This window comes from Sulfitobacter sediminilitoris (assembly GCF_010667575.1).
Lineage (GTDB): Bacteria > Pseudomonadota > Alphaproteobacteria > Rhodobacterales > Rhodobacteraceae > Sulfitobacter > Sulfitobacter sediminilitoris.
In genome coordinates this window covers 269560-285646 of record NZ_JAABNT010000005.1, presented here as the reverse complement: position 1 = coordinate 285646, position 16087 = coordinate 269560, and the positions used below count along the sequence as shown (strand labels likewise).

The 16087-nt window shown below is 60.2% G+C and carries 14 protein-coding genes; 6 read left to right on the top strand and 8 right to left on the bottom strand.

Annotated features, from left to right (window positions below):
- Positions 1-70 precede the first annotated feature (70 nt).
- From hydA to GV827_RS10810, 3 genes are all read right to left on the bottom strand, one after another.
- Positions 71-1531: a dihydropyrimidinase gene (gene hydA, locus GV827_RS10820; RefSeq protein WP_164353816.1), complete on the bottom strand. Its 1461-nt coding sequence runs from the start codon at positions 1529-1531 to the stop codon at positions 71-73.
- Positions 1532-1594: 63 nt separating this feature from the next.
- A complete protein-coding gene (locus GV827_RS10815; protein WP_164353815.1) occupies positions 1595-1918 on the bottom strand; it encodes a hypothetical protein in 324 nt (107 codons plus the stop codon).
- Positions 1919-1970: 52 nt separating this feature from the next.
- Positions 1971-3221, bottom strand: coding sequence for a Zn-dependent hydrolase (locus GV827_RS10810; protein ID WP_164353814.1), 1251 nt, complete (start codon positions 3219-3221; stop codon positions 1971-1973).
- A gap of 152 nt (positions 3222-3373) precedes the next feature.
- On the opposite strand from GV827_RS10810, the gene GV827_RS10805 reads away from it, so the two are divergent.
- The gene (locus GV827_RS10805; protein ID WP_164353813.1) at positions 3374-3991 is read left to right on the top strand and encodes a TetR family transcriptional regulator C-terminal domain-containing protein; all 618 of its coding nucleotides are present in this window, start codon (positions 3374-3376) and stop codon (positions 3989-3991) included.
- A 218-nt stretch (positions 3992-4209) separates the two neighbouring features.
- Positions 4210-4587 (top strand): hypothetical protein, encoded by a 378-nt coding sequence (locus tag GV827_RS10800; RefSeq protein ID WP_164353812.1) that lies wholly within the window; start codon positions 4210-4212, stop codon positions 4585-4587.
- Positions 4588-4589: 2 nt separating this feature from the next.
- Here GV827_RS10800 and preA read toward each other — a convergent pair whose 3' ends face one another.
- A complete protein-coding gene (gene preA / locus GV827_RS10795) occupies positions 4590-5891 on the bottom strand; it encodes an NAD-dependent dihydropyrimidine dehydrogenase subunit PreA (RefSeq protein WP_164353811.1) in 1302 nt (433 codons plus the stop codon).
- A 24-nt stretch (positions 5892-5915) separates the two neighbouring features.
- Positions 5916-7238 carry an NAD(P)-dependent oxidoreductase gene (locus tag GV827_RS10790; protein ID WP_164353810.1) on the bottom strand — a complete coding sequence of 441 codons (1323 nt, stop codon included), beginning with the start codon at positions 7236-7238 and terminating at the stop codon, positions 5916-5918.
- 284 nt (positions 7239-7522) lie between these two features.
- Here GV827_RS10790 and GV827_RS10785 point away from each other — a divergent pair, with 284 nt between their 5' ends.
- A complete protein-coding gene (locus GV827_RS10785; protein ID WP_164353809.1) occupies positions 7523-7729 on the top strand; it encodes a cold-shock protein in 207 nt (68 codons plus the stop codon).
- A 46-nt stretch (positions 7730-7775) separates the two neighbouring features.
- On the opposite strand, the gene GV827_RS10780 is transcribed toward GV827_RS10785, so the two are convergent.
- Entirely contained in the window at positions 7776-8393 is a 618-nt protein-coding gene (locus GV827_RS10780) for an SOS response-associated peptidase (protein ID WP_164353808.1), read from the bottom strand.
- 4 nt (positions 8394-8397) lie between these two features.
- Positions 8398-9039: an arylesterase gene (locus tag GV827_RS10775; protein WP_164353852.1), complete on the bottom strand. Its 642-nt coding sequence runs from the start codon at positions 9037-9039 to the stop codon at positions 8398-8400.
- A gap of 48 nt (positions 9040-9087) precedes the next feature.
- On the opposite strand from GV827_RS10775, the gene GV827_RS10770 reads away from it, so the two are divergent.
- Genes GV827_RS10770 through GV827_RS10760 form a run of 3 tightly spaced genes read left to right on the top strand, consistent with a single transcriptional unit; the run spans position 9088 to position 13174 of the window.
- Positions 9088-9756, top strand: coding sequence for an ABC transporter ATP-binding protein (locus tag GV827_RS10770; RefSeq protein WP_164353807.1), 669 nt, complete (start codon positions 9088-9090; stop codon positions 9754-9756).
- Positions 9753-12269, top strand: a complete 2517-nt coding sequence (locus tag GV827_RS10765; protein ID WP_164353806.1) for an ABC transporter permease — start codon at positions 9753-9755, stop codon at positions 12267-12269. The genes GV827_RS10770 and GV827_RS10765 overlap by 4 nt, the downstream gene beginning before the upstream one ends.
- A 14-nt stretch (positions 12270-12283) precedes the next feature.
- Positions 12284-13174: an inositol monophosphatase family protein gene (locus GV827_RS10760; protein WP_164353805.1), complete on the top strand. Its 891-nt coding sequence runs from the start codon at positions 12284-12286 to the stop codon at positions 13172-13174.
- 40 nt (positions 13175-13214) lie between these two features.
- Here GV827_RS10760 and gcvP read toward each other — a convergent pair whose 3' ends face one another.
- A complete protein-coding gene (gene gcvP / locus GV827_RS10755) occupies positions 13215-16061 on the bottom strand; it encodes an aminomethyl-transferring glycine dehydrogenase (protein ID WP_164353804.1) in 2847 nt (948 codons plus the stop codon).
- Positions 16062-16087 lie beyond the last annotated feature (26 nt).

The following is a 16087-nucleotide window of genomic DNA, read 5'->3' as shown; positions in this document are numbered from 1 at the left end:
CAGATCAAGATTAGTGGCGCTGATCACGCTCTTCTCATTGCTCACTTGAGTGTACTCCCGGCCCAGCAGCCTAGATTCCTGCCGGAATATTCAACGGATCCCGTTTGATCATCTTAGGGCTCGTCAACGCCTTCCACTTCGACAACGCCACATTCGCTGACGGGAAGGCCGGACGCGGAATGAACTTTCCCCGCCCCGGGTTCGGTTGCGAATTCTGCCCCCAAGACCAGATCACATCGCCCCGGCTCAGCGTATAGCGCGCGTTCGCTGTCACCTCGAAGCCTTCGAACACGTTGTAGTCAAGGATCGAATGATGCGTGGCGGGTGAAATCGTCTTGGTGATCTTCGGATCCCACACCACAATATCCGCATCCGCCCCTTCGACAATAGCCCCCTTGCGCGGATAGATGTTGAGAATCTTCGCCACATTGGTCGAGGTACAGGCGACAAACTCGTTCGGCGTCAGCCGCCCCGTCTCCACCCCTTCCGTCCAGAGAACGCCCAGACGCTCCTCCAACCCGTTCGACCCGTTCGGAATGATCCGGAAATCATTGCGCCCCGCACGCTTCTGCTCGGTGTTGAACGCCGCGTGGTCCGTCGCTACCACTTGCAGCGACCCTGCCTGCAAACCGGCCCAAAGCGAATCCTGATGATCCTTGGACCGGAACGGCGGCGACATCACCCGCCGCGCCGCGTGGTCCCAGTCCTTGTTGAAATACTCACTCTCGTCCAGCGTCAGGAACTGAATGAGCGGCTCCCCATAAACACGCATCCCCTTTTGCCGCGCACGCCGGATCGCCTCATGGGTCTGCTCGCAGGACACATGCACGATGTACAAAGGCACACCGGCGGTATCCGCAATCGTGATCGCCCGGTTCGCCGCCTCACCTTCCAATTCCGGTGGCCGCGAATAGGCATGGCCCTCCGGCCCGGTGATCCCCTGATTGAAGTACTTCTCTTGCAATTCAGCAACCAGATCACCGTTCTCGGCATGCACCATCGGCAGCGCACCCAGCTCCGCACAGCGCTTGAAGGAGGCGAACATCTCGTCATCCTCGATCATCAGCGCGCCCTTGTAGGCCATGAAATGCTTGAAGGAATTGACGCCCATGTCCACAGCGTCCTTCATCTCGTTAAAGACGTTCTCGTCCCAGCCGGTGATCGCCATGTGATAACCGACGTCCGAACAGATCTGCGGCGCCGACTTGCGGTGCCATTCGTTGATCGCATTCTTGATCGACCCATCCGCCCCCGGCAGGCAGAAATCCACCACCATGGTCGTGCCGCCACAGGCCGCGGCCCAGGTCCCGGTTTCAAAGGTCTCGGCAGCGGTCGTCCCCATGAATGGCATCTCCAGATGCGTATGCGGGTCGATGCCCCCAGGGATCACATAGGCCCCCTCGGCATCGATATACTCATCCCCCTTCAGGTCCTCACCGATCTGGACGATCTTCTCGCCCTCGATCAGCACATCCGCTTCCCAGGTCCGGTCTGCGGTGCAAACCTGCCCGCCCTTGATCACCTTGCTCATCCGACATCTCCCATCTTCATCTTTCCAAATACAATTCCGGGGTCCGGGGCAGAGCCCCGGAAGTCACACAGATCCGAAACACCCCAACGCCGGCCCATGGACGCCAATATCCAGCGGCCCGAAATCGCTCTCAACACAAAGCGAGAAATATCCCGCCGTGGGCAGATAAATCACGCGATAGGTCCCATCGCCTTTTGACACAGACCAGCAGCGCTGAGTGATCCCGCCCGAAAAATTCACCGTTACCTCACGCGGTACGCGCCGGGTCTGCTCAAACGCCTGCGCCGTGCGCCGCGTCACGCGGTCAGCGCTGGCCAAAGCCTCACGGACTTCGGCATCCAGCAAAGCATCAATCCGTTCCGGGATGGATAAGCCAGGTTCTATCACGCGCACCTCAGAGTCTCGCAGAATGCCTCACTGTTCTCAGGCAGGAACCTTGTCACCCGACAACCTCCGCCGTCTCTACAACCGCATGCATCAGCACATCCGTCCCGGCCTGCGCCCATTCCTTTGATATCTCTTCGGCCTCATTGTGGCTCAGACCATCCACGCAAGGACACATCACCATCGCCGTGGGTGCCACCCGGTTGATCCAGCAGGCATCATGCCCCGCACCGGAAATCAGGTTCATGTGGGAATACCCCAGCCGCTCCGCCGCATTCCGCACCGCCGTCACACAGCCGTCATCGAATGCCACCGGATCAAACCCACCTACCTTTTCAAATTCGATCTCTAACCCCATGTTTTCTGCGATCTTCTGCCCCTCGACGCGCAAACGGGCCTCCATGTCCTCGATCACACTCAGGTCGGGCGATCGGAAATCAACGGTAAAGACCACCTTGCCGGGGATCACGTTTCGGGAGTTTGGATAGACGTCGATGTGTCCTGCCGCGCCGACAGCATGGGGTGCATGGCTCCACGCAATCTCGTCCACCTTGTCCAGAATACGCGCCATGCCCAAGCCTGCGTTCTTGCGCATCGGCATCGGTGTTGAACCGGTGTGGCTGTCCTTGCCCGTCACCGTCACCTGCGTCCAGGACAACCCTTGTCCATGCGTGACCACACCAATCTCTTTGCCCTCGGACTCAAGGATCGGTCCCTGCTCGATATGCAGCTCAAAAAAGGCGTGCATCTTGCGGGCTCCAACTTCCTCGTCTCCGCGCCAGCCAATCCGGCTCAACTCATCGCCGAATTTCTTGCCCTCTGCATCAACGCGCCCGTATGCCCAGTCCTGTGTATGAATACCCGCGAATACACCTGACGACAGCATCGCAGGGGCGTACCGGGTTCCTTCTTCATTGGTGAAATTCGTGACAACAATCGGGTGCTTGGTCTTGATCCCAAGATCATTCAACGTCCGGACGATCTCTAATCCGCCAAGCACGCCCAGCACACCGTCGTACTTGCCGCCCGTCGGCTGCGTGTCCAGATGCGACCCCACGTATACCGGCAATGCGTCAGGGTCCGTCCCTTCACGCCGTGCGAACATATTGCCCATCTGGTCAAGACCCATGGAACAGCCCGCGTCCTCGCACCACTTCTGGAACAATGCGCGGCCTTCACCGTCTTCATCCGTCAGCGTCTGACGGTTGTTGCCGCCCGCCACGCCGGGGCCGATCTTGGCCATCTCCATGAGGCTGTCCCAAAGTCGATCCGGGTTGATCTTGAGATTCTCTCCGGGTGCAGGCATTGCTTGGCTCCTTGGGCAGTCAGTCAGAAATTTTTACCATTTGGTAAATCCACGATTGCGGTTAGGCTGGTGTCTGTCAAGGACTGCTTTGGAAGACAGGGGGCGGGCGATGCCCACACGCCTGTTTTTGATGCAAACTTCGGAGAACGCCATTGCCAGACGGGTCTGTCAAAAAGCCAAGCCGCATCCAAAGGCGCAACAGGAGCGCCATTCTGGATGCAGCCCTGAACGTGTTTTCGCGTCATGGATACCGGGGTGCCACGCTGGATCAGATCGCAAGCGAGGCCGGGCTGAGCAAACCCAACATCCTGTATTATTTTGATGGCAAAGAAGACATCCACGTCACTTTGCTAAGCCAGTTGATGGAAACATGGCTGGACCCACTGGTAGAAATGAACCCGGACGGCGATCCGGTCGAGGAAATCCTGGACTATGTGCAGCGCAAGTTGGCGATGGCCAAGGAACTGCCGCGGGAAAGCAGGCTTTTCGCTGGTGAAATTCTGCAAGGGGCGCCACGTATCGAGCCAGAGCTGAAAAACAGTCTGAAACCTTTGTTTGACGAAAAATGCGCGCTGATCTCAGCTTGGATCGCGCAGGACCGGCTGCCGCCACTCGATCCCCGGCACCTGATCTTTTCGATATGGGCCACGACACAACACTACGCCGATTTCGAAAGCCAGGTCAGTCTGCTTTTGTTTGAAGGGGAAGACCCATACGCCAACGCGTCGGCACATCTTGATGCCATGTTCCGCAAATTGCTCACACGATGAACGATCTGATCGCTGGCCCATGCCGCAAATGGTCTCATCCAAAACCGCTGGCCATATTGTAGTGCTAAACAAGGGGCCTCATATCAGTCAGCACGTACCGAGCGGATCATTTTGTTAACCTGATGTGAAATTCACATCCGCCGTTAAGACTTCTTTCAAAGAAATCGCGGAATGTCCTCGTGGGTGGTGGGCTCCATACTCTCAGATTGGAGCATAACATGAGTTCGATCTTACTGAGCAACCCTTTCACGGCCCCGCAGCCTGCCGCGAACATGCCGCAAGACGTAGCTGCCGCGATTTCGGTCGCGCCAACCCAAGCCACGTCGAGCACTTCTGACACTGGCGATGCCTCCTCTTTCGCCGGATCCGGCAGCGGCACGGGTACAAGCAATCAGGGCAACACGGTTGCATTTTTCCAAAGCCGCGACCGCGCCAACTGGGGCCGCCCGACGGACGCGACGGGCGGTTCGGTCATTGGTGCACAGGCGCAGGAATACACATCAGAGACGCCGTTCGGGGTGGACCTGCCAGAAGTGGACATGCCGGACCCCCTGCCAACCTCCCCGTTTCTCAAAGGCGCGCAAGGCGACGCGTAATCTTACTCCGCCGCTTTTGCGCTGGGATTGTTCGGGTGCGTGGTCCAGTTGGCATAGTCCGGCTGGACAACGCGGCCTGTACGAGGATCGGTCGAGCCAGGCGTCATCGCCTCCATGGTGATACATTCCTCGACCGGGCAGACATTCACGCAAAGATTACAGGCGACGCATTCCTCGTCGATCACGGTGAATGTGCGATCCTCGGACATGGCTATCGCCTGATGCGAGGTGTCTTCACAGGCAGCAAAGCAGCGTCCACATGAGATGCACAGATCCTGATTGATCTTGGCCTTGGCAACATAGTTCAGGTTCAACTGGTTCCAGTCGGTGACGTTTGGCACGGCGCGGCCCACGATCTCGTCCACAGAAGCAATTCCCTTGCTGTCCATGTAATCACTCAGACCGCTGATCATTTCCTGCACGATCTTGAAGCCATAGGTCATCGCCGCCGTACAGACCTGCACGTTTCCTGCGCCAAGCGCGAGGAACTCCGCCGCATCACGCCATGTCGTCACGCCCCCGATGCCACTGATCGGCAGCCCGTGCAATTCCGGATCGCGCGCAATTTCGGCAACCATATTCAGCGCAATCGGCTTCACCGCTGGCCCGCAATAGCCGCCATGGGCGCCCTTACCGTCAATCGTTGGCTCGGGTGCAAAAAGATCAAGATCGACGCTGGTGATCGAGTTGATGGTATTAATCAGGCTCACTGCGTCGGCCCCACCCGATTTTGCCGCCCCTGCAGGTTTGCGGATATCTGTGATGTTCGGCGTCAGCTTGACGATCACCGGCATCCGCGTGTTGGCCTTCACCCAGCGCGTGACCATTTCAATGTATTCGGGCACCTGCCCCACAGCGCTGCCCATGCCGCGCTCGCTCATGCCGTGCGGACAGCCGAAGTTCAGCTCGACCCCGTCGGCACCGGTCTCCTCTACCATCGGCAGGATCTTCTTCCATGGCTCTTCCTCGCAGGGAACCATCAGTGAAACGATCATTGCCTGATCCGGGTAGTCGCGCTTGACCGCCTTGATCTCATCAAGGTTGGTCTGCAGCGGGCGGTCGGTGATCAATTCAATGTTGTTCAGACCCAGCAGCCGCCGGTCCGCCCCGAAAACCGCGCCATAACGCGGCCCGTTCACATTGACCACGTGGGGGTCAAAGCCGAGCGTCTTCCACACGACCCCTCCCCAGCCTGCATCAAAGGCGCGGCGGACGTTGTATTCCTTGTCCGTGGGCGGGGCCGAGGCCAGCCAGAACGGGTTGGGGGATTTGATCCCGATGAATTCGCTTCTCAGATCTGCCATTTCTCGTTCTCCCGCTGGGTGGCCCTAGCCGACCAAAACCTTGTGAATATCCATCGCGGCGTCGCGGCCTTCGGCCACGGCCGTCACGGTCAGATCATCCCCGCCGCTGGCACAATCGCCCCCGGCCCAGACGCCCGCAACGCTGGTCCGCCCGGTCTCGGAGACCTTGATCTTGCGCCCGTCCAGCTCCGGGATGCCATCGCCGATCAACGTCTGACCAATCGCCTTGAACACCTGGTCGGCTGGCAAGCGCAGTGTCTGACCGGTTCCCTTCATCGCGTCATCAACATACTCGAACTCGATCTCGCGCACCGATCCGTTGCCGTGGACAGCCACCGGCACCGCATGGGTCACGATCCGCACTCCTTTGGAGGCCGCCAGATCCTGCTCAAACACGCTCGCGTTCATCCGGTCGCGCCCGCGACGATAGACCAGCGTGACATTCAGCGCCCCAAGAAGCTTGGCCTGCACAGCGGCATCCACTGCCGTCATGCCACCACCGATCACGACCACATCCCGCCCAATCGGCACCTCGGCCACGTCCGAGGCCTGCCGCAGTTCCGCTATGAAATCCACCGCGTCGCGCACACCGTCCTTGTTGGAGCCTTCGGCGTCCAGCGCGTTCACGCCGCCCAGGCCCATGGCAAGGAAAACCGCGTCGTACCCCTCTCTCAGGTCCTCCAATGTGAAACCGTCGCCCAGCGCGGTTCCGCATTGGAGCGTGATGCCACCGATCTGCAGCAGCCAATCAACCTCTGTCTGCGCATATCCGTCGGGTGTCTTGTAGGTCGCGATCCCGTATTCATTCAGTCCGCCCGGCTTGGCGCGCGCATCCATGACAACGACATCATGGCCCAGCATCGCCAGCCGGTGCGCGCAGGACAGACCCGCAGGTCCCGCCCCCACCACGGCCACCTTTTTACCAGTGGCCGCAGCACGGGAGAACGGATGTATACCCTGTTCCTGCAGATGGTCAGTCGCATAGCGTTGCAACTGCCCGATCAGCACCGGCTTGCCTTCTGCCGCCTCACGCACGCAGGCTTCCTCGCACAATGTCTCCGTCGGACAGACACGTGCGCACATGCCGCCCATGATGTTTTGCGTCAGGATGGTCTTGGCCGCAGCATCCGGCGTGCCGGTCGCGATCTGACGAATGAACAGCGGGATATCGATGTCCGTGGGACAGGCCGTGATGCAGGGCGCGTCATGACAGAAATAACACCGATCCGCGGCGACCAACGCCTCATGCGCATCCAGCCGGGGATGCAAATCAGAGAAGTGTTCGGCATAACTATCCGGGTCAAGTCGACCTGCCGTAATCCCCGGTTGAAAGACGTCTGATCCCATCTGGCCCATCCCTTGTGCGTTCGATTTTAAAAACGCTCTCACGGAATGATTTTTTTATCAACTGGTAAAATTATTTCAAACGTGTGAAATTTTGTGCGCAAACAACCGCCAATTAGGCTGGTCGCGGCCAAATTTCTTGATTTTTTACTGATTCCTTCCAATATCGAGGGTGCAAAGCGAACGACTCTCGACCCGATCTGCCTCTTCGGCTTAGGAACGATCACGACTTCGTCCGAGCCGCGCTGCCGCATTCTGCGGGCAGGAAAACCAAGGAGACCCGGGTCATGGCATCTGGAACAGTAAAGTGGTTCAACACCACCAAAGGCTACGGCTTTATTGCCCCTGATGGGGGCGGCAAAGACATTTTTGTGCACATTTCTGCAGTTGAGCGTGCGGGGCTGACCGGCCTTGCCGACAATCAGAAAGTGACATTTGATGTTGAGGCTGGCCGCGACGGTCGCGAAAGCGCGGGTAACATCGCGCTGGCCTGAGCCACATCATTAATCACAGTTGAACGGGCGCTTCGGCGCCCGTTTTTCATGGTGCATCCCAGTCGACGTCCCTGGCCTCTTCGATCTTCAGCAGACCATTCGGCCATGGCACCATCAAAGGGACAACGTCTTTTTTTGAACCATGCAGCCAAGTCGGAACGTCTTCCTTCTGCAGCACAACACCCATGCGATGATGGATCGGCGCTACGTCTTGGTTCGGTGGACAGGTTACCGTGGCAACTTGTGGAACAGTGATGCCGCCGGGCGCTTCCCAGACATCCGTGATTGCCGCGAAGAACAGCAAACCCTTGTCTTTTGATCTGATCCGCCACGCTGTCTTGCGCCGCTTCTCGCCGGTCCATTCGTACCACCCGCTGACCGGCACAACCGCCCGCCCGACACCTTCGTAAGCAGATTTGTCAAAGACCGTTTCGGACCTCGCATTGATCAGCGTTTCCATCACGGGTCTGCCGCGCGCATTAACCCGGCCTACCGGGATAATGCCCCAACGCATCTGGCCCAGACCCTCCGCCGTCTGCACGATGATTTGCTGTCCGGGTGCAATATTCTGGCGTCTGGGCTCATCCTCAACCGCCGCCCGATCCATCCCCAACGCGGCGGCAAGTTCTGCTCCGGTCAGATCAAGAAAGAGCCGTCCCGGCATCCGCCTAGTCCTCGGTCCGTGCAATCAGTTCCAGTACCTTCGGACCAATCCCTTCGACGATACGCGACACACCTTCTGCATTGGGATGTATCCCGTCGGTTTGAAAGTAAGGCCGCAGCGTCACCGGGTCAGGCAACACGCCCCCGTCCCGCAGCCCCGCGAAAAAGCTTTCCAGATACAAGCTGCCAAACTCTGCCGCCAACTCAGGATAAATCACATCAAATTGCGCTTTATAATCCGGTCCATAATTTCCCGGCGCTTCCATACCGACCAACAGCACGTCAACCTCTGACCTGTCAGCGGCTTTCAGAATTCCCTGAAGGTTTTCCCGCGCCTGCGCCGGGATCAACCCTCGCAACAGATCATTTCCGCCCAGAGTTACGATCATCGCGTCGACTTCGGGTGTCAAAGTCCAGTCTACACGAGCCAAACCGCCCGCTGTCGTATCTCCGGACACGCCTGCGTTTATGAGGTGGGCCTCCGCCCCCTGCGCGTCAAGCCAGCGCTGCAATTGCGGGACAAACCCCTGATCTGCGGGCAGCCCATACCCCTGCGTCAGGCTGTCCCCAAGGGCTGCAATCACCACTTCGTCTGCCTGCGCCGTTCCGGCCAAACCCAGAACAATGCCAATCACCGCCTTGCGCATGTTGCGTAACACTCCATATCCAGTTGAACCAACGCTCGAGGCCCGTTCATGTCCGATCCCGTCTTTCACCTTTCAAATGTGATGCTTTCGCTCAAGGGCAATGCCGGGCCGGTCGATATTCTGCGGGGCATTTCCTTTGATGTCCAACCCGGAGAGACGATTGCGCTGACCGGGCCATCCGGATCTGGCAAGTCCTCGCTGCTGATGGTCATGGGCGGGCTAGAGCAGGCCACAGGTGGGACGGTCACCGCGCTGGGACAAAACCTGACAGATATGAACGAAGACGCCTTGGCGCGGTTTCGGCTGGGGCGCATGGGCATCGTTTTTCAGTCCTTCCACCTTATTCCGACGATGACCGCGCTTGAAAACGTCGCCACACCGCTTGAGTTGGCAGGCGTTCACGATGCCTTTGATCAGGCAGAAGCGGCGCTGAAGACCGTGGGGCTTGGCCACCGGACCGGCCATTACCCGTCGCAGATGTCTGGCGGTGAGCAACAGCGCGTCGCCCTCGCACGGGCCTGCGCACCGCGGCCCGCGATCCTGCTTGCGGATGAACCCACCGGCAATCTCGACAGCGTCAACGGCGCTGCGATCATGGACCTGCTTTTCGATCTGCGAGACCAGTACGGCGCGACACTGGTGCTGGTCACTCATGACCCCGCCCTCGCGGTACGCTGCGACCGTTCCGTGGCCCTTGCTGACGGACAGGTTGCATGAGCCTTCGGCTCGCCACCCGCTTTGCCCGGCGCGAGATGCGGGGCGGTTTGCGCGGTTTTCGCCTGCTGCTGGCCTGCCTTGCGCTCGGCGTCGCCGCCATTGCCGCCGTTGGCTCCGTCCGATCCGCGATCGAAGCGGGGCTGACGCGCGAGGGGGCGGCCCTGCTGGGCGGCGACGCTGAACTGGACTTCACCTACCGCTTTGCCAGCGCCGAGGAACGGGCTTGGATGGAAGAGCGCGCCGCGAAAGTATCCGAGATCGTCGAATTCCGCTCCATGGCTGTGGTGGGCGAAGACCGTGCGCTGACCCAGATCAAGGGCGTCGATGACGCATATCCGCTTGTGGGAAATATGGTGCTTGATCCGGCGATCCCGCTGGATCAGGCAATGGCGACCGTGAATGGCCTGCCGGGCGCCGTGATGGAACGCGCCCTGTCCGACCGGCTTGGCCTGTCACCCGGTGACAGTTTCACGCTCGGGACCAAGTCCTTCCGCCTGTCAGCACTCATTCTACGCGAGCCGGACTCGGCCGCCAGCGGTTTCGCCCTTGGCCCCCGCACACTGCTGCGGCTCGACGCGCTGGAAGGTTCCGGCCTCCTGGCACCAGGTACCCTATACAACAGCAAGTACCGCCTTGATCTGCCGCCTGACACGGATCTCGCCCAGCTTGAAACGGCCGCAGAAACAGACTTTGAGAACGCGGGCATGCGCTGGACAGACGCGCGTAACGGTGCGCCGGGCGTGGCGCAGTTTGTCCGCCGTCTGAGCGCGTTTCTGGTCCTTGTTGGCCTGTCCGGCCTTGCGGTGGGCGGGGTCGGGGTCTCAGCCGCGGTGCGTGCATATCTGCATGGCAAGACCGAAGTCATCGCCACTCTCCGCGCCCTAGGAGCGAACCGCGCTACCATCTTCCAAACCTATTTCATCCAGATCGGCACGCTGTCCCTGCTTGGCATCGCCATTGGCCTTGCGCTCGGGGCGATTGTCCCCTTTCTGCTTTCCCCGCTTATTGAAGCGCGCCTGCCAGTGCCAGCGACCTTCGCCATCTATCCCGCGCCACTGATAGAGGCCGCGATCTATGGCATTCTCACCGCTCTTGCCTTCACGCTTTGGCCCCTCGCCCGCAGCGAGAACGTCCGCGCAGCGACACTGTTCCGTGACGCATGGTCCGGTGCACGCCGCCTGCCCGCGCCCCACTATCTGATCGCAATCACGCTTCTGGCCATTGCCCTTGTCAGCATCGCGGGCTGGTTCAACGGCTCATGGCGGCTGACCCTCTGGACCCTTGGCGGCATTGCCGGAGCCCTCCTCATCCTTGCCCTTGCAGCAGCGCTCATCCGCTTTATCGCCCGCCGTGCGTCACATGTCGCACGCGGCTATCCGCGCCTGCGATGGGCCTTGGCCGCTATCTCCGGCACGGGCGAAGACGCGGGGGCGGTTGTCCTTTCGCTTGGCCTTGGCCTGTCAGTGCTGGCCGCCGTGGGCCAGATCGATGGCAATTTGCGCCAGGCGATTTCCGGAAACCTTCCCGATGTCGCCCCCTCCTATTTCTTCGTCGACATTCAGAAGGACCAGATGCCCGGCTACACCGAGCGGCTGGAAAATGACCCTGCCGTCAGCCGCATCGACAGCGCCCCGATGCTGCGCGGTGTGATCACCCAGATCAACGGCAAACCGGCAGCCGAGACGGCGGGCGATCACTGGGTCCTGCGTGGCGACAGGGGCGTGACCTATGCCGCCGCGCCCGACGCCGACACGAAGATCACCGCAGGCGAATGGTGGCCCGACGACTACACCGGGCCACCGCTCATCAGCTTTGCCGCGGAGGAGGCCGAAGAGATGAACCTTGCCCTTGGCGATACGATGACCGTGAACATTCTGGGGCGCGACATCACCGGCACGGTCAGCTCATTCCGCGAGGTCGATTTTTCCACCGCTGGGATTGGCTTTATACTCGCCATGAACCCCGCTGCCCTGCAAGGTGCGCCGCATACCTTCATCTCAACCGTTTACGCCGAAGATAAGGCAGAGGCTGCCATTCTCCGCGATCTTACCAGTGCCTATCCCAACATCACCGCCATCCGCGTCCGCGATGCCATCGACAGGGTGTCATCCGTTCTCGCCAGCCTTGCCGCCGCGACCTCCTATGGCGCCCTGGCAACCTTGCTGACGGGGTTCATCGTTCTGATCGGTGCCGCCGCCGCTGGCGCCGAGGCCCGCACCTTTGAGGCCGCGATCCTCAAGACTCTCGGCGCGCCTCGCCGCCAGATCGCCCTGAGCTTCATGCTCCGCGCAGCGCTTCTGGGCCTTTTCGCAGGCACCGTCGCATTGTTTGCCGGGGCATTGGGTGGCTGGGCTGTGAGCCATTACGTGATGGAGACCGATTTCACGCTGATCTGGTCATCCGCGCTGATGATTATTGCCGGTGGCATCGTTGCCACGGTCTTGGCAGGTCTCGGCTTTGCGCTTAAGTCCCTCAATGCACGTCCCGCGCAGGTGCTGCGATCCCGCGAGTAAAGCTGAGAGGCCCCATGTCCGAGACCCTTCCCGCCACGCTCCCCGCTCCGGTCACCCCTGCGCAGCAGCAGCATATCCTCAACATCATCCGCCGCGCCGCCCGGACCGAGATCCTGCCGCGCTTCCGCAGCCTTGCGGCCAGTGACGTGCGCACGAAATCACACGCCGATGATCTGGTCACGACCGCTGACCTTGCGGCTGAGGCAATGATCACACGTGCGCTTCAGATAGCCTTCCCCTCTGCGCTGATCATCGGCGAAGAGGCCGTTGCCAGCGATCCCGCCCTGCTCGACCAGATCGCGGATGCGCCGCTTGCCTTCATCTTCGACCCCATCGATGGCACGTGGAATTTCACCCATGGGGTAGCCGTCTTTGGCGTGATCCTTGCCGTCACGCAGTTCGGGCGCCCCGCCTTTGGCCTGATCTATGATCCCATCGCCGATGACTGGGCCGTGGCAGATGATGAAAACCCGGCGGTTTTGGAACGCGCCAACGGCACGTCCCGCCCCCTCAAGGCGGCCATGGGCAAACCCATTGAAGCCCTCTCCGGCTTTGTTCCACTCCATATGTTCAGCAAGGCAAGACAGGCCGAAATCGCCACCGTGCTTCCCAGCTTCAAACGCACCCACCCGCTGCGGTGTTCAGCGCACGAATACCGGATGATCGCACAGGGCTATACAGACTTCCTGATGACCGCCTCTCTGCACCCATGGGATCACGCGGCTGGCGCACTGATCTGCGAACAGGCGGGATGTCATGTCGAAATGCTCGACGGTGGCCCCTATTCAGCCGCCCGGCACGAGGGACATCTGCTGGTCGCCCCGGACCGGACAACATGGAACCGGCTGGCAAAGGTGTTCGGGTTTCTCATGGGTCAGGGGGCGGCGGGCAGTGCGCCCACCTGAATAACCCCCAATGGAATGCAAGCCGGCAAACTGCGCTGGTTTATTCCGCTGCCTCCGCATAGTCCTCCAACGGCGGACAGGTGCAAACCAAATTCCGGTCCCCGAAAACATTGTCCACGCGGTTCACCGGCGGCCAGTACTTGTCCACCCGGAAGGCCCCCGGAGGAAAACAGCCCTGCTCGCGGGTATAGGGCCGTTCCCCCCACTGAAGCACCAGATCCTCAACCGTGTGCGGCGCATTCTTTAGCGGATTGTTCTCGCGGTCCATCTCGCCTTTGGCAATCGCGTCGATCTCTTCACGGATCGCCAGCATCGCGTCACAGAACCGATCAAGCTCTGCCTTTGTTTCACTCTCCGTAGGCTCAACCATCAGCGTGCCAGCCACCGGCCAGGACATCGTCGGCGCATGAAAACCGCAATCGATCAGCCGCTTGGCCACATCCTCAACCGTCACACCCGCACTCTCTTCAAAGGGCCGGACATCAATGATGCACTCATGCGCCACCCGGCCTGTCGGCCCCTTGTAGAGCACGTTGTAGGCCCCCTCGAGCCGCTTTGCGATGTAGTTGGCATTCAGGATCGCCACCCGCGTTGCCTGGGTCAGACCTTCTCCGCCCATCATCAGGCAATAGGCCCAGGAAATTGGCAGCAAGGACGGCGACCCATAAGGTGCAGCAGATACGGCATCGCCGCCCGCGTTCGGATGTCCGGGCAGATGCGGGATGAGGTGTTCCTTCACCCCGATAGGCCCCATGCCGGGTCCGCCGCCGCCATGCGGGATGCAGAACGTCTTGTGCAGGTTCAGGTGGCTCACATCCCCACCCAGATCACCGGGACGGCTGATGCCCACCATCGCGTTCATATTGGCACCGTCGATATACACCTGCCCGCCAAACTGATGGGTAATCTTCGTAACCTCGGTCACCGTCTCTTCAAACACACCATGCGTGGAGGGATAGGTGATCATGCAACCTGCCAGGTTCTCACCCGCCGCTTCGGCTTTGGTGCGGAAGTCATCTAGATCGATGTCTCCATTGTCTGCCGATTTCACCACTACGACATCCCAGCCCACCATATGCGCGCTGGCGGGGTTTGTACCATGCGCCGACATGGGGATCAGACAGATATTGCGGTGATCTTCCCCATTGGCCCGGTGGTAGCCCGCGATAGAAAGAAGGCCCGCGTATTCGCCCTGCGCCCCGGAATTGGGTTGCATGGAAATCGCGTCATAGCCGGTGATATCGCACAGTTTTGCCGACAGATCGTCAATCATCTCGCGGTATCCTTCCGCCTGATCGTCAGGCACGAAAGGATGGATCAGGGAGAATTCCCGCCAGCTTACCGGCATCATTTCAGCGGCCGAATTCAGCTTCATCGTACAGGACCCCAGCGGGATCATCGCCCGGTCGAGCGCCAGATCGCGGTCCGCAAGACGGCGCATGTAACGCATCATCTCGGTCTCGGCCCGGTTCATGTGGAAAATGGGATGGGTCAGATAGGCGCTTGTGCGGATCATTTTTTCCGGCATGTGGTAATGCGGAGTGTAATCCTTGTCTTTCCGCTCGATCCCGAAGGCGCGCCAGACGGCTTCGATGGTTGCCGGCTTGCTTCGCTCGTCCAGCGTGATGCCCACCTTCGTGTCGCCGACGCGGCGCAGGTTGACGCCTTCCTCAACTGCGGACTTCATCACCGCTGATTGCAGCGGCCCGACCTCGACCGTGATCGTGTCAAAATAGGTCGCCGGGCGCACGTCAAAGCCCGCCTGCTTCAGCCCTTCGGCCAGCCGAACGGTCTTGCGGTGGATGCGCTGCGCAATGGCCTTGAGCCCCTCTGGCCCGTGGAACACCGCGTACATCGACGCCATCACCGCCAGCAGCGCCTGCGCGGTGCAAACGTTCGACGTCGCCTTTTCCCGCCGGATATGCTGCTCTCTTGTCTGCAGGCTAAGCCGATAGGCGCGGTTCCCGTGCGCATCGATCGACACGCCGACAATCCGCCCCGGCATCGCCCGTTTGTAGGCATCCTTGCATGCCATGTAGGCCGCATGCGGACCGCCATATCCTTCGGGCACGCCAAACCGCTGCGTCGATCCGACGGCGATATCCGCACCCATTTCGCCGGGTTCTTTCAGCAGGGTCAGCGCCAGCGGATCGGCAGACATGATCGCGATGCCCTTGTGTTCGTGCAGCGCAGCAATCAGCGGCGTGAAGTCACGCACATGCCCATAGGTGCCCGGATACTGAAAAATCGCACCAAAGACCTTGTTGGCCTCCATATCGTTGGGATCACCGACGATGACCTCGATCCCCAGCGGTGCCGCCCGGGTTTTCATCACTGCGATGTTCTGAGGATGGCAATCCTGATCGACAAAGAAAGCGGTGACCTTCGACTTTGAAACGCGCTGCGCCATGGTCATGGCCTCGGCGCAGGCCGTCGCCTCGTCCAGCAAAGACGCATTGGCAACCTCAAGGCCCGTGAGGTCCGACACCATCGTCTGGAAATTCAGCAATGCTTCGAGCCGCCCCTGACTGATCTCGGGCTGATAAGGCGTGTAGGCCGTGTACCACGCCGGGTTCTCAAGAATGTTCCGCTGGATCGCGGGCGGTGTGACCGTTCCGTGATACCCCTGCCCGATCAGGCTCGTCAGCACCTTGTTCTTGGACGCGGTGATGCGCATGTGCTCCAGCACTTCGCGCTCGCTCATCGGCTTTCCAAAATCAAGCTCACCTTCCATGCGGATGCCTTTGGGCACCGTATCGGCGATCAGGTCGGCGAGCGATTTCGCTCCAACCACCTTGAGCATGTCCGACATCTCTGCCGGAGACGGTCCGATGTGACGGCGGTTGGCGAAGTCATAGGGTAGGTATTCGGTCGGCTTGAAGGTCATCACATGTCCCATTCTTTTTGATCAGT

Coding starts and splice junctions, on each gene's coding strand:
- hydA (WP_164353816.1), bottom strand. CDS start 1,531: ATGAGCAAGGTGATCAAGGGCGGGCAGGTTTGCACCGCAGACCGGACC.
- GV827_RS10810 (WP_164353814.1), bottom strand. CDS start 3,221: ATGCCTGCACCCGGAGAGAATCTCAAGATCAACCCGGATCGACTTTGG.
- GV827_RS10800 (WP_164353812.1), top strand. CDS start 4,210: ATGAGTTCGATCTTACTGAGCAACCCTTTCACGGCCCCGCAGCCTGCC.
- preA (WP_164353811.1), bottom strand. CDS start 5,891: ATGGCAGATCTGAGAAGCGAATTCATCGGGATCAAATCCCCCAACCCG.
- GV827_RS10790 (WP_164353810.1), bottom strand. CDS start 7,238: ATGGGATCAGACGTCTTTCAACCGGGGATTACGGCAGGTCGACTTGAC.
- GV827_RS10785 (WP_164353809.1), top strand. CDS start 7,523: ATGGCATCTGGAACAGTAAAGTGGTTCAACACCACCAAAGGCTACGGC.
- GV827_RS10780 (WP_164353808.1), bottom strand. CDS start 8,393: ATGCCGGGACGGCTCTTTCTTGATCTGACCGGAGCAGAACTTGCCGCC.
- GV827_RS10775 (WP_164353852.1), bottom strand. CDS start 9,039: ATGCGCAAGGCGGTGATTGGCATTGTTCTGGGTTTGGCCGGAACGGCG.
- GV827_RS10770 (WP_164353807.1), top strand. CDS start 9,088: ATGTCCGATCCCGTCTTTCACCTTTCAAATGTGATGCTTTCGCTCAAG.
- GV827_RS10765 (WP_164353806.1), top strand. CDS start 9,753: ATGAGCCTTCGGCTCGCCACCCGCTTTGCCCGGCGCGAGATGCGGGGC.
- GV827_RS10760 (WP_164353805.1), top strand. CDS start 12,284: ATGTCCGAGACCCTTCCCGCCACGCTCCCCGCTCCGGTCACCCCTGCG.
- gcvP (WP_164353804.1), bottom strand. CDS start 16,061: ATGACCTTCAAGCCGACCGAATACCTACCCTATGACTTCGCCAACCGC.